Consider the following 12,552-nt stretch of genomic DNA (forward strand, 5'->3'; position numbering starts at 1 on the left):
GGCCGTTGATTCATCATTCGGACCGAGGTATCCAATACTGCTCCAATTACTACCAGGACATCCATCGCCGCCACGGGCTGACCTGCTCAATGACGGACGGCTACGACTGCTATCAGAATGCCTTGGCTGAACGAGTCAACGGCATCCTCAAGGGAGAGCTCTTGCTAAGCCGGTCGGCCGATCTGAAGCAAGCTCGTAAAATGGTGGCCCAATCCGTTCAAATTTATAATCAAGAACGGCCGCACACCGCCTTGAAATACAAAACGCCCGATGCAGTGCATCAAGCGTTTCTATGGCAATAAATATTGTCAACCTATTTTAGGACTGGACAGAGGCCGGGAATGATCGGCTATCGGTTAATTTACCATTCCCGCTGCGCCGTCAACATATCGGTTTATTGCCAGCCATAACGCCGGGCATACCAGCCCTTCATTGCCTGTGTCAGTACTGCATAGGCAACCAGGATCAGCAGCAGCCACGGGAAGTATGTCAGCGGCAAAGCCTGCAGCTTGAAGTAATGCGCCAGCGGCGACATCGGCAACAGGATACCGACCATCATGATGATGATGGTCATGCTCATCAAGGCCCATGACGCACGGCTCTGGAAGAACGGAATCTTGCGGGTGCGGATCATGTGCACGATCAAGGTCTGCGACAGCAAGCCTTCGATGAACCAGCCAGACTGGAACAGGGTTTGATGCTCCGGTGTATTAGCGCCGAAGATGTACCACATCAAGGCAAAAGTGGTGATGTCGAAAATCGAACTGATCGGACCGAAGAACACCATGAAGCGGCCGATTTCACCGGCATTCCAGCGCTGCGGCTTTTCCAGGAATTCCTTGTCGACGTTATCGAAAGGAATCGTGATTTGCGAGATATCGTACAGCAGGTTTTGCACCAGCAGATGCAAAGGCAGCATCGGCAGGAATGGCAGGAACGCGCTGGCAACCAGTACCGAGAATACATTGCCGAAGTTGGAGCTGGCGGTCATCTTGATGTATTTCAGCATGTTGGCGAAGGTCTTGCGGCCTTCCAGCACACCTTCTTCCAGCACCATCAGGCTCTTTTCCAGCAAGATGATATCGGCGGCTTCCTTGGCGATATCGACTGCGGTATCGACCGAGATTCCGATGTCGGCGGCACGCAGCGCCGGCGCGTCGTTGATGCCGTCGCCCATGAAACCGACTACATGGCCTTTGTCATGCAAGACCCGTACGATGCGTTCCTTGTGGGTCGGGCTGAGTTTGGCGAACACAGTAGTAGTGTCGACCGCGACCGCGAGATCGGCGTCGCTCATTTTTTCGACGTCGGAACCGAGCAGCATGCCGTCCACTGCCAGGCCGACCTGGCGGCAGATCTTGGCGGTTACCAGTTCATTGTCGCCGGTCAGGATCTTGACGGTGATGCCGTGCGCCTTGAGCGCATCCAGCGCCGGCTTGGTCGATTCTTTCGGCGGATCGAGGAAGGCGATGTAACCGATCAGCACCAGGTTACATTCATCGGCCACGCCATACACTTCCTTGGTCGGCGGCAGATCCTTGGCCGCTACCGCTACCACGCGCAAACCTTCAGCATTCAGGCTGGAGGTTGTGTCGTAGATTTCTTGCAGCAGTTGCTTGGTGAACGGCACCACTTCGCCATTGTGGCGGGCATGGGTGCAGACCGAGACGATTTCTTCTACCGCACCCTTGCAGATCAGCTCATGATGGTCTTCGCGTTCGCTGACCACCACCGACATGCGGCGGCGCTGGAAATCGAACGGGATTTCATCAACCTTGCGGTAGGCCGAGGCCAGCGCCATTTCACGCTGCAGCTCGGCATGTTCGAGCACGGCCACATCCAGCAGGTTCTTGAGTCCGGTTTGATAGTGGCTGTTGAGGTAGGCGTATTCCAGCACCAGGTCATCTTGTTCGCCGAGGATGTCGGTATGGCGCTCCAGGAAAATCTTGTCCTGGGTCAGGGTTCCGGTCTTGTCGGTACACAGCACATCCATGGCGCCGAAGTTCTGGATCGCATCGAGCCGCTTGACGATCACTTTTTTACGCGACAGGGCGACCGCGCCCTTGGCCAGCGTCGAGGTGACGATCATCGGCAGCATTTCCGGCGTCAGGCCGACCGCGATCGACATCGCAAACAGGAACGCCTCGACCCAGTCGCCTTTGGTGTAGCCGTTCAGCAGGAACACCACCGGCGTCATCACCATCATGAAGCGAATCAACAGCCAACTGACCTTGTTGACGCCCGACTGGAACGCGGTTGGCGTACGGTCGGAGGCAGTAACGCGCTCTGCCAGGGCGCCGAAATAGGTACGGTTACCAGTAGTCACGACGATCGCGGTGGCCGAACCGCTGACCACGTTGGTGCCCATGAAGCACAGGTTATCCAGTTCCAGCGGATTGCTGGTGCCGGCGCCGCGGTGGGTAACGAATTTCTCCACCGGCAACGATTCGCCGGTCATAGCCGCCTGGCTGATAAACAGGTCCTTGGCAGTTAGCAAGCGCAAATCGGCAGGAATCATGTCGCCGGCGGACAGCTGAACGATGTCGCCCGGCACCAGTTTCTTGATCGGCAATTCGATGCGGCGCGCGCCCTTCGGATGCAAGGTGACGTCGAAGTAACGCAGGGCCTCTTCGGCAATGTCTTCGGCCAAGTCGTGCCGCAGCACGGTGGCGGTATTACTGACCATTGCCTTTAGCTTGTCGGCAGCAGTGTTGGAGCGCGATTCCTGAATGAAGCGCATCAATGTCGACAACACCACCATCGAACCGATGACGATGGTGGCTTTCATGTCTTCGGTGAGGAAGGACACGGCGGCCAGCACGGTCAGCAGCAGGTTGAACGGATTCTTATAGCATTGCCACAGATGCACCCATTTTGAGATCGGCTTTTCATGTTCGACTTCATTCGGGCCGGCGCTGACGCGGATATCGTCCGCCTCGGCTTCTGTCAGGCCGTCGGCACGGCTGTGCAGTGTCTGGAACAGCTCGCCGATATCGACGCGAGCAGCGTTGGACAAGATTTCCGCCAGCGAAGGCGGCACTTCCTTGGTGACCGGCGTGCTGCGAAACATGTCCGCGCCAAGACGGCGGAAGTGGCGATCCATGCCGTGCGTGCGGACAAAGCTGACGAATGTTTCTTTAAGAATATTCAGATTCATGGAGTTCTTCTTTTTTTCATGCAATACGGTCGGCTGTCGTCGATCAGTGTGCTGCTTCCTGCTTGCTTTTTAACTTTGTCGATTTAACTTTATCGATTTAACTTTATGTTAACGACTGGCAATCCAGCCGGATGACAGCCAGTCGGCGAAAAAAGTAAAAGCTTTAGGACGGCACCAGACTGTAAATTCGATCGGTGACATCTTGATGACAATCTCGGGTCAATTTCAAGAGCTGGTATACAGGTGTTCGATAACTCCGAAGGCCGGCAAAAGCCATGGTCGGAGCCAGATTCAGCCTAGCGCGCTACCGGCACGGCAGCACAGCTTTGCATAAAACAAGATCAGGTGGTGGGATGCTGCATGGCCGGAAACGGATTCCGGACACTGAGATACCATCATCCGCCGGTGGCGAGATGACGGCAGGGGAAATCCTGCGTTATCTTGCCGAGGCGGTGCCAGAACAGGTCTGGCTACAACTGTCACTCGAACAAGTGCCCATTAAAGGGACTCCATAAAATTTAGACTGGTGGATAGTAGCCGCGCCGCTGATGGCGGTCAAGAAAATTGTGCGGGACAGCACAAGCTTTTTGGACTTTGATTCTTCATTGATTTTTTAATATCCATACTGTTGTCATTTCATTATTCCGCCTTGTCTTTGAGAATGAGAAACCTATACTGAAATTACAAGTAAGCCGAGGAGATGATGATGGTCAACCTGATAACGCACAATCTGATTTTCTTTGTGCCGGCAGCCTTGGCCGGGTTGATATTGTGCGGCGAAATACCGGTAGCATCCAAGTTTGCCAGAGGCAGCTTGCGCGCCATCGGCGCTATTTGTGGCGCTTTGCTGGCATTGTTTATTTTGGAAGCCATACCGGCTTTGCTCTGAAGCCGCAGTCCGGAGAAATGCATCGGGATCGCTGACAGCATTCCGCGGCCACTTCGTTTGCTGCGCATTTGATCGCCTTATTTCAAAGTCGGCGACAACCTCATCCTTTGCATCGTGTGAACGCGTGGGATAATCCCACGCAAATTCTCTTTTTCACCGGTGCCACTTGAATAAAATCCACGCGATCAGTCTCCTTATTTTGTCTTCCGCCTTGCTGAGCGGTGTTCAGGCACAAGAGTCTTCCGCTGCGTTGCCGGCGCCGTTCAGCAAAGCCTTGCAGCTTGCCGGGATTCCGGCCCAAAGCGTCGGCGTGTATGTGCAAGAGGTCGACGGCACGGGAACGGTGCTGGCATCGGCCAACGCCGGCGTGCCGTTCAATCCGGCGTCGACCATGAAACTGGTGACCACCGACGCCGCGCTGGAACTGCTGGGGCCGACCTATCGCTGGAAAACCCAGGCGTACAGCAACGGCAGCCAGGCCGGTAACGTATTGCAAGGCGATCTGATCTTCAAGGGCAACGGCGACCCCAAGCTGGTGCTGGAAAATTTCTGGCTGTTCCTGCGTCAGATCCGCGCCAAGGGCATTCGCGACATCCGCGGCAATATCGTCCTGGACCGCAGCACGTTTGACGAGAATGCCTACGATCCCGCCGAATTCGACGGCGATCCGACGAAGCCGTATAACGTCGGCCCCGACGCCTTGCTGCTGAACTACAAGACGCTGACTTTTCAGTTTGTACCGAACCTGGAAACACGCCAGGTCAATGTGCTGACCGATCCGCCGATGAGCGGCTACCCGGTTACGCCGCCGCGCCTGGGCAGCGGCAATTGCGATGACTGGCAAGGCAAACTGCAAGCGACGGTGGATGCCGACGGCGCCAGTTTCAACGGCGCGCTGCCGGCCTCGTGCGGGGAGAAGACCTGGTACCTCAATCCCTACAAGATGAGCTCCACCCAATACTTTGGCGCGGTATTCCGGCAAATGTGGGCCGACCTCGGCGGTACTTTCAGCGGCGTGGTGAAAAGCGGGGCGATGCCGGCCGGCAGCAGCCTGATCAGCGAATGGAGTTCGGTGACTTTGCCGGAAGTCATACGCGACATCAACAAATACAGCAACAACGTGATGGCGCGGCAAGTATTGCTGACCATTGCTTCCGATATTTTGAAAGTCCCGGCCACTCCGGAACGTGGCGCGCGCGCCATCCAAAGCTGGTTGACCAGCAAGGGCATAGATGCCAGCGGCCTGGTGATTGAAAATGGCTCCGGACTGTCACGCAACGAAAGGATTTCAGCCAAGACCATGGGCCGCATGATGGCCTCGGCATTCCAGTCGCCGACCATGCCCGAGTTCGTCTCCTCCATGCCGCTGGTAGGCTACGACGGCACCATGCGCAAGCGTCTGAAAAACCAAACCGTAGCAGGCCAGGCCCACGTCAAGACCGGCACCCTGAACGATGTAAGAGCGATCGCCGGTTACGTCCTGGCCGCCTCCGGCAAATACTACGCCGTGGTATGCCTGATCAACCACCCCAACGCCCCTAGAGGGCAAGCCGCACAAGACGGCTTGCTGCAATGGGTATACGAGAACGGCTGAGATAAGCGGTCAGTTAAATCGACTCTGACCCCAATTAATTAATTGGGGTCAGAGTCGATTTAATCGGGCGATCACAAGACCAGCGGTTTGTCCGACAGCTCGTTCTTTTCCCGGCCCTGATCCGGGAAGTGCTGCGTCAGCAGGGCGTTCATTTGTTCCAGCGCTGCCAGCGTGCTGTCGTGGAATGCGCCGTTGGCGAATTCCCTGGTCATGGTTTTGCACACGGCTTGCCATTCTGCAGGCTTGGTGGCGCGGCCGATGGCGCGGTCGACAATGATCTCGACCTTGTGATCGGCCAGGTTCACGTAGAGCAATACGCCCACGTTTTCTTCCGTGTCCCAGATCCGGTAATGCGCGAACAGCTCATGGGCGCGATTGCGCGAGGTCACGCCATTGAGTACTGCCGGCAAGCTCAGCGATCCTTCCACAATCATTTTGACTTCGGCCCGATGCGTGACTTCGCCTTCAGCAATTTTTTGCTGGATAGCCTTGAGCGTGGCCGCCGTAAATGCGCGCTGTGCGCCGCGGCGCGTGGTCAGCAAATGGCGCCAGATGCGTTGTAAAGTTTTTCCCATTACCAGTCTCCCGACGCGCCGCCGCCATCGAATCCACCGCCGCCGCCGGAAAAGCCGCCACCGCCGCCCAAACCTCCGCCACCTCCAAAACCGCCGCCGCCGCGTCCGCCCTGGCTCAAGATGCTGCCGATGATGACGCCGGCGGCGTTGCCCCAGACATTGCTGTTAAGCGCGCGGCCAGAACCGCCGCCGCGCGCACGCGAAATGATGGTGATCAAGACGAAGAAAGCAAAGAACAGCAGCGGCGCCAAAGCGCCGAGCCAGTCGGAAGAGGGCTCTTGCGCTGGCCCGGACTTACGGCTGGGCGGCGCGAAATTCTCCTGGTCCAGCAATGGCATGATGGCCGAGATGCCGGCAGTCAGGCCGCCGTAATAGTCGTTCTTGGAAAAATACGGAGCGATGATTTCCTGCAATACGCGCTTGGACTGAGCATCGGTCAACGTGCCCTGGACGCCGCGCCCGGTCAAGATCATCATGCGCCGCAAGGCTTTCGGATTGTCTTTCGCTACTAGCAGAATGACGCCGTCGTCTATGCCTTTGCGGCCCAGTTTCCAGGCATCAGCCACCCGTACGGCATAGTCTTCGATGCCTTCAGGCTCGGTCTTGCTGAGCAGCAGGATCGCAATCTGGCTGCCGGTGCGCGCCTCATACTCGCTCAGGGTATGGTCGAGCGCATCGCGCTGCGCCGGCTGCAACATGCCGACCAGATCGGTGACATGGGCTTGCAGGGGCGGCACCGCCACCTGGGCCGCCATGGTCTGCGCGATGACGGGCGGCGTCAATATGCCCAGCAGCGCCAGGCAGCAGGCCAGCGCCGGCGCCAATAGCAGCGCGCGGATTGCCGTGATTGCAGGAATTGCCTTAAGCGACATTATTTTTTGCCGCCGAAATCAACGTCGGGCGAAGTCGAGATAGCTTTTTCATTATCCACCGTGAACGAAGGCTTGACCTTGTATCCCATCGCCATGGCAGTCAGGTTGGTCGGGAAGCTGCGCGCCAGCACATTGTAATCCTGGACTGCGACGATGTAGCGGTTACGCGCTACCTTGATGCGGTTTTCTATGCCTTCCAGCTGCGACTGGGCATCGCGATACAGACCGTCGGCTTTCAGTTGGGGGTAATTCTCGGACACTGCCATCAAGCGCGACAAGGCCGACGACAGTTGCCCCTGCACTTGCTGGAATTTCTCGAAAGCGGCGGGATCGTTCAGCACTTCCGGGGTGATCTGGAAGCTGGTCGCCGCGGAGCGGGCTTTGGTCACGGCTTCAAACGTAGCTTCTTCATGGACGGCATAGGCTTTCACGATCTGGGCGATTTTCGGCACCAGGTCGGCGCGTCCCTGATATTGATTGACGACTTCGCCCCAGGCGGCTTTCACAGCCTCATCCTTGGTTTGGAAATCGTTGTAGCCGCAAGCGCTGAGCAAGGAAGCGAAGGCAGCGATAGCCAGCCATTTGAAGAAAGTTTTCATGGATATCCCTGATAAAAGAAGCAATGTAATGCACGTTAGCAAACTATGGATGGCTGCTCAAGTGTTAAATAGCCGCTACTCCGGTTATTCCCGGCTAAATTGGACTTACAATGCGGGGTTCGTATTATTGAGGCTTGATCGTGACTTTTATCGAAAAACTATCCGCCGCCTGGAGCGCCAACAATTCCTTGCTGTGCGTCGGGCTGGACCCGGATATTGCCAAATTCCCAGCGCATTTGCAGCAGCAGCCGGACGCCATCTTTACTTTCTGCAAGGAAATTATAGACGCTACCGCCGCCACCGCATGCGCTTTCAAGCCGCAGATTGCCTATTTTTCCGCCATACGGGCAGAAGACCAGCTGGAAGCGATTTGCGGTTATCTGCGCACAAACTACCCGCAGATACCGATTGTGATGGACGCCAAGCGCGGCGACATTGGCGCTACCGCCGAGCAATATGCACGCGAAGCATTCGAGCGCTACGGCGCCGACGCCGTGACCGTGAGTCCGTACATGGGCTTCGATTCGGTCGCGCCTTACCTGGAATGGAAGGATCGCGGCGCCATCGTGTTATGCCGCACCTCCAATGCCGGTGGTTCCGATCTGCAATTCCTGAAGGTGGACGGCGTACCGCTGTACCTGCATGTGGCGCGCCTGGTGGCTGAAAAATGGAATACCAACGGCCAGTGCGGCCTGGTGGTAGGAGCGACTTTTCCGCAGGAATTGGCGCAAGTACGCAGCATCATCGGCGACATGCCGTTGCTGGTGCCGGGCGTGGGTGCGCAAGGCGGCGACATCCAGGCGACCGTGAATGCCGGCAAAACGGCAAACGGCATGGGCATGATGATCAATTCGTCACGCGCCATCTTGTACGCCAAGCCCGATCAGGCTAACGGTGAAGACTTCGCCCAGGCCGCGCGCCGCGTGGCCGAGGAAACCCGCGATGCGATCAATCGTTTTCGGGGCTGAGATTATTCGGCCTGATTGTCTGGCCTGATGATCGGGCCCGAATACCGGCCCTGAAATTATTTCAAGAAGCGCAACAAGCCTTGCAGCGCATGAATCACGGTTTGTTCGCGCACAGCGCGCCGATCGCCCGAGAACACCAGGCGCTCGGTATGCGTGTGATGGCCGACGGACCAGCCGAAACATACCGTGCCGACCGGCTTGCCCGGCACCGCACCGCCCGGGCCGGCAATGCCGGTGGTGGAGACGGTGACGTCGGCATTGCTGTTAGCCAGCGCACCTTCCGCCATGGCGCCAGCGATTTCTTCGCTGACCGTTCCGTATTGGGCAATCTCGGCTTCCGGGATATCCAGCATTTCGGTCTTGGAAGCGTTGGAATAGGTGACGAAACCGCAGTCGAACCATTCCGAGGAGCCGGCGATTTCGGTGATCGCTTGCGACACGCCGCCGCCGGTGCAGGACTCGGCAGTAGACAGGAACCAGTTCTTGGTCTGCAGGGCGCGCCCGACTTGTGCGGCCAGATCAGTGATTTGTTCAGTGGTATCGTCAAGCACGGTGTTCATGTCGAAGCTCCTGTTTTCTGCCTTGTCGGTGCTTACATACTGCCACTTGTTGCGGCCAGATGCAATCCGGCTAGGGCCTGCAGGCCACTTAAAACAGGCGCCACAGGGCCAACGCCAACAAGGTATAAAACGCTGCCACAATGTCATCCCACATGACGCCGAAACCACCCTTCAAATGACGGTCGAAATAAGCAATCGGCGGCGGTTTAACCATGTCGAAAAAACGGAACACGACAAAGGCGCCGAACTGCGCCGGCAAGCTGGCCGGCGTGACCAGCACCAGCACCAGCCAGAACGCGATGATTTCATCCCACACCATGCTGCCGTGATCCGGTGCGCCAAGATGGCGGCCGGTGCTCTGGCAAGTCCAGATGCCGACCACAAAACCGGCGGCGATAATGACCAGCCAGTTCAGCGGCGTGAAAATTTGCGGCCAGCGGGTAGTCATCACCAGATACGATAACCAGCCGAACAAGGTGCCGAAGGTGCCCGGCATGATGGGCGAGAGTCCGCTGCCGAAACCTTGTGCAATGAAGTGCGCCGGGTGCGACAGCATGAAGCGGGCGCTGGCTTTGATCGGTTGCGGAGTGGGGTTGGCTTGAGTCATGTAGCGTGAGTCAGGTTGCTGGAATCAGGTTGAGAGGAAGTGATCGAAAGAAGCAAGTTGCAGCTCAAGCGGGGCATTGCCGGCGTCGCGCAGGCGCAGGCCGTGGCTGGCGTCAATGCTGCCGATGCGGGTCACGGCCGTAGCGGCCGCCTGGCCTGCCGCCAACACCGCAGCGCGCCGGTCGGCGGGGGCGGTGAAGCACAATTCATAATCGTCGCCGCCGGCCAGGGTGAATTGGCGGCGGATCGCCTGGGTTTGTTGCGACAGGACCGGGCCGGCCGGCAGGCTATCGACCGCCAGCGTAGCGCCGACGCCGGAGCGCTCCAGGATATGGCCGAGATCGCCAACCAGGCCATCCGAAATGTCGATCGCCGCACGCGCGATGCCGCGCAAGGCCAGGCCCAGGGCTACGCGCGGGGTTGGCTGGTGCATGCGCGCCGCTGCCTGAGCATGATGTGCGGCATCCATTGCCAGCTGATCGGCCAGTTCATGCCGATAGCCCGCCAGCGCCAGCCGCGCGTCGCCGAGTGTGCCGGAGACCCAGATGTCATCGCCCGCTTGCGCCGTATCGCGGCGCAGCGCTTGCCCCGGCGGGGTTTCGCCGAACACGGTGATGCAGATATTCAACGGACCCTTGGTCGTATCGCCGCCGATCAGCTCGCAATGATGCTCATCGGCCAACGCCAGCAAGCCGGCTGAAAACGGCGCCAGCCATTCTTCACGCGCAGCAGGAAGCGCCAATGCCAGCGTAAACGCCAGCGGACGCGCACCCATCGCCGCCAGGTCGGACAGGTTGACCGCCAGGCATTTATGGCCCAGCGCGAAGGGATCTGCATCGGGGAAAAAATGCCGCCCCTCCACCAGCATGTCGGTGGAGATGGCCATTTGCATACCGGCCGTGGGCGTCAGCAATGCGCAGTCGTCGCCGACGCCGAGGGCAATATGATCAATATTGCTGCGCGCCGTGCGAGTGAAATAGCGGGAGATTAGGTCGAATTCGGACAACATGCGTAGATTGTACCGAATGGCGGCCAACTACAGCGGTTTTGCTTAGTTTTTGAATTAAATGATTGCGCAGAGGCAAACATACTCAAAACGGCGCTCCGCAACTGGTAGTGCGCGACACGGCGCCTTTCTGGATGATGTCTTCGCCCTTGGTATTGCCGACCGAAATCTGCGTCACGCAATATGTACCGTTCGGCCCGGTCACCTTGGTCACCCGCTGGCCATCCGGCCGGGTAATCTCTTCCATGGTGGTTGCACCTGGCTTGGGCGTCTCTTTCGGCGCGACCGGCCCTGCAAGGGCTTTTTCCAGTATTTGCTGCCTGCTTGGCGCCGCTGCCGCTGCCGGCGCCGGTTGGCTTGCCGCAGGCGCATCTTTGCGCAGATCCCGGTCTATCTTGCCGATATTGCGTTTCGCCGCATCGACCATGTCCTCGGCGGACGGGTGGCGGGAAGCCGCGGGCAATTGTGGCGCCGTACTGCCGGGAGCGACCGGCTGATAATGCGTATCCTCGACCGTGATCGCTCCAGGTGGCAGCGGAGCTACGTGCTCTCCCGCCTGCGCGAGCGGAAGTTGAGACAAGGCAAGCAGCGACACCGCGGCAGCCAATCCGGCCATCCGTTTATCGATACGGGAAAAAAATTGGATCATCAACATGCCGCAGACTTCCTATGACAATGGCATTTGCCTGGCGCCGCGCTTGATGCGGCGCTAACGGTCAGCTCAAACGCGTGCATCAAACTTGTGCATCAAACCCGTGTAAACACCAGATCCCAGACTCCATGCCCGAGACGCAAGCCGCGATTCTCGAACTTGGTCACCGGACGATAATCCGGCCGCTCCGCGTAAGTCTCCGCGGTATTCTTCAGCAGCGGCTCAGCGCTCAACACTTCCAGCATCTGTTCAGCATACTCCTGCCAGTCGGTCGCGCAATGCAGATAACCGCCCGGCGCAATACGCGATGCCAGCAAACCGACCAGCGGCCCCTGGATCAGGCGGCGCTTGTTGTGCCGCGCCTTGTGCCACGGATCAGGAAAGAATACATGAGCGCCGGCTAGTGAGCCGGGTGCAATCATATTCGTCAGCACTTCCACTGCATCATGCTGTATCAAGCGCAAATTGCTCAACTGCTGCTCGCCGATCAATTTCAGCAAGCTGCCGACGCCAGGCGTATGGACCTCGACGCCAAGGAAATTCTTTTCCGGCATGCCGGCGGCAATTTTCGCAGACGTTTCACCCATGCCGAAACCGATTTCCAGGATGGTCGGCGCACGGCGCCCGAAAACCTGGTCGAGATCGGCGACAGCCTTGTCATAAGGAACGCAAAAACGCGGCCCCAATTCCTCGATGGCGCGCGCCTGCGCCGTCGACAAGCGCCCGGCGCGCGTGACGAAGCTGCGGATCCTGTGCTCGGTAGGATCGTAAAAAAGGGGTTTGCCGGATTTGTTTTCTGACATGCTTAATAGGAGATGAGAGTGAAAGTGCCGTGCTGGATTGCCGGAAGCGCCAGCGTCATTGTAACGCCAGAGAATTGATCGCCTCAAAAATACAAATGGCACCTAAGTAACAGGTGCCAGCGCTGATCTGGAGCGGGTAGAGGGGATCGAACCCTCGTCTAAAGCTTGGGAAGCTTTCGTTCTACCATTGAACTACACCCGCGATACCCGCATTTTACGCGGGATTTGACGGGGTTTGCAAACTTGAAAGATGTTTGAGGGGATGGGGAAT

Annotated in this window: 13 protein-coding genes and 1 tRNA gene; 4 read left to right on the forward strand and 10 right to left on the reverse strand. The window is 58.0% G+C overall.

Annotated features, from left to right (window positions below; translation table 11 throughout):
• On the forward strand, positions 1 to 302 hold a 302-nt coding region (locus BLV81_RS05995), incomplete at its 5' end, for an integrase core domain-containing protein (protein ID WP_143036288.1).
• 92 nt (positions 303 to 394) lie between these two features.
• Here BLV81_RS05995 and mgtA read toward each other — a convergent pair.
• Positions 395 to 3,157: a magnesium-translocating P-type ATPase gene (mgtA, locus tag BLV81_RS06000; RefSeq protein ID WP_092353443.1), complete on the reverse strand. Its 2,763-nt coding sequence runs from the start codon at positions 3,155 to 3,157 to the stop codon at positions 395 to 397.
• Between the two features lie 706 nt (positions 3,158 to 3,863).
• On the opposite strand from mgtA, the gene BLV81_RS06010 reads away from it, so the two are divergent.
• Together BLV81_RS06010 and dacB are read left to right on the forward strand one after the other, a co-directional pair.
• Positions 3,864 to 4,046, forward strand: coding sequence for a hypothetical protein (locus tag BLV81_RS06010; RefSeq protein ID WP_092353881.1), 183 nt, complete (start codon positions 3,864 to 3,866; stop codon positions 4,044 to 4,046).
• Between the two features lie 175 nt (positions 4,047 to 4,221).
• Entirely contained in the window at positions 4,222 to 5,640 is a 1,419-nt protein-coding gene (dacB, locus tag BLV81_RS06015) for a D-alanyl-D-alanine carboxypeptidase/D-alanyl-D-alanine endopeptidase (RefSeq protein WP_369823831.1), read from the forward strand.
• Positions 5,641 to 5,711: 71 nt separating this feature from the next.
• On the opposite strand, the gene BLV81_RS06020 is transcribed toward dacB, so the two are convergent.
• The 3 genes from BLV81_RS06020 to BLV81_RS06030 are packed head-to-tail and all read right to left on the reverse strand — an operon-like array spanning position 5,712 to position 7,686.
• Positions 5,712 to 6,215, reverse strand: coding sequence for a TPM domain-containing protein (locus tag BLV81_RS06020; RefSeq protein ID WP_092353449.1), 504 nt, complete (start codon positions 6,213 to 6,215; stop codon positions 5,712 to 5,714).
• Positions 6,215 to 7,087, reverse strand: a complete 873-nt coding sequence (locus BLV81_RS06025; RefSeq protein WP_092353451.1) for a TPM domain-containing protein — start codon at positions 7,085 to 7,087, stop codon at positions 6,215 to 6,217. Before BLV81_RS06025 ends, BLV81_RS06020 begins: the two co-directional genes overlap by 1 nt.
• The gene (locus BLV81_RS06030; RefSeq protein ID WP_092353453.1) at positions 7,087 to 7,686 is read right to left on the reverse strand and encodes a LemA family protein; all 600 of its coding nucleotides are present in this window, start codon (positions 7,684 to 7,686) and stop codon (positions 7,087 to 7,089) included. The genes BLV81_RS06025 and BLV81_RS06030 overlap by 1 nt, the downstream gene beginning before the upstream one ends.
• Before the next feature lie 140 nt (positions 7,687 to 7,826).
• Between BLV81_RS06030 and pyrF the strand changes: the two genes are divergently transcribed.
• A complete protein-coding gene (gene pyrF, locus BLV81_RS06035) occupies positions 7,827 to 8,654 on the forward strand; it encodes an orotidine-5'-phosphate decarboxylase (RefSeq protein ID WP_092353883.1) in 828 nt (275 codons plus the stop codon).
• A gap of 56 nt (positions 8,655 to 8,710) precedes the next feature.
• Here pyrF and BLV81_RS06040 read toward each other — a convergent pair whose 3' ends face one another.
• The 6 genes from BLV81_RS06040 to BLV81_RS06065 all read right to left on the reverse strand — a co-directional run bounded on the left by BLV81_RS06040 (position 8,711) and on the right by BLV81_RS06065 (position 12,483).
• Positions 8,711 to 9,214, reverse strand: a complete 504-nt coding sequence (locus tag BLV81_RS06040) for a CinA family protein (RefSeq protein WP_092353455.1) — start codon at positions 9,212 to 9,214, stop codon at positions 8,711 to 8,713.
• 88 nt (positions 9,215 to 9,302) lie between these two features.
• A complete protein-coding gene (locus BLV81_RS06045) occupies positions 9,303 to 9,821 on the reverse strand; it encodes a phosphatidylglycerophosphatase A family protein (protein ID WP_092353457.1) in 519 nt (172 codons plus the stop codon).
• Between the two features lie 24 nt (positions 9,822 to 9,845).
• On the reverse strand, positions 9,846 to 10,829 hold the full coding sequence (gene thiL / locus BLV81_RS06050) for a thiamine-phosphate kinase (protein ID WP_092353885.1): 984 nt from the start codon (positions 10,827 to 10,829) through the stop codon (positions 9,846 to 9,848).
• An 82-nt stretch (positions 10,830 to 10,911) separates the two neighbouring features.
• Positions 10,912 to 11,481, reverse strand: a complete 570-nt coding sequence (locus BLV81_RS06055; protein WP_092353459.1) for a hypothetical protein — start codon at positions 11,479 to 11,481, stop codon at positions 10,912 to 10,914.
• A 92-nt stretch (positions 11,482 to 11,573) separates the two neighbouring features.
• Positions 11,574 to 12,281, reverse strand: coding sequence for a tRNA (guanosine(46)-N7)-methyltransferase TrmB (gene trmB, locus BLV81_RS06060; RefSeq protein WP_092353461.1), 708 nt, complete (start codon positions 12,279 to 12,281; stop codon positions 11,574 to 11,576).
• 128 nt (positions 12,282 to 12,409) lie between these two features.
• Positions 12,410 to 12,483, reverse strand: a tRNA-Gly gene (locus tag BLV81_RS06065).
• Positions 12,484 to 12,552: the final 69 nt, after the last annotated feature.

The organism is Collimonas sp. OK242 (assembly GCF_900107095.1).
In the GTDB taxonomy this organism is placed as follows: domain Bacteria; phylum Pseudomonadota; class Gammaproteobacteria; order Burkholderiales; family Burkholderiaceae_D; genus Collimonas.

Excerpts from the sequence above, each read along its gene's own strand:
- mgtA (WP_092353443.1), bottom strand. The coding sequence starts at position 3,157 with ATGAATCTGAATATTCTTAAAGAAACATTCGTCAGCTTTGTCCGCACG.
- BLV81_RS06010 (WP_092353881.1), top strand. The coding sequence starts at position 3,864 with ATGGTCAACCTGATAACGCACAATCTGATTTTCTTTGTGCCGGCAGCC.
- BLV81_RS06020 (WP_092353449.1), bottom strand. The coding sequence starts at position 6,215 with ATGGGAAAAACTTTACAACGCATCTGGCGCCATTTGCTGACCACGCGC.
- BLV81_RS06025 (WP_092353451.1), bottom strand. The coding sequence starts at position 7,087 with ATGTCGCTTAAGGCAATTCCTGCAATCACGGCAATCCGCGCGCTGCTA.
- BLV81_RS06030 (WP_092353453.1), bottom strand. The coding sequence starts at position 7,686 with ATGAAAACTTTCTTCAAATGGCTGGCTATCGCTGCCTTCGCTTCCTTG.
- BLV81_RS06040 (WP_092353455.1), bottom strand. The coding sequence starts at position 9,214 with ATGAACACCGTGCTTGACGATACCACTGAACAAATCACTGATCTGGCC.
- BLV81_RS06045 (WP_092353457.1), bottom strand. The coding sequence starts at position 9,821 with ATGACTCAAGCCAACCCCACTCCGCAACCGATCAAAGCCAGCGCCCGC.
- thiL (WP_092353885.1), bottom strand. The coding sequence starts at position 10,829 with ATGTTGTCCGAATTCGACCTAATCTCCCGCTATTTCACTCGCACGGCG.
- BLV81_RS06055 (WP_092353459.1), bottom strand. The coding sequence starts at position 11,481 with ATGTTGATGATCCAATTTTTTTCCCGTATCGATAAACGGATGGCCGGA.
- trmB (WP_092353461.1), bottom strand. The coding sequence starts at position 12,281 with ATGTCAGAAAACAAATCCGGCAAACCCCTTTTTTACGATCCTACCGAG.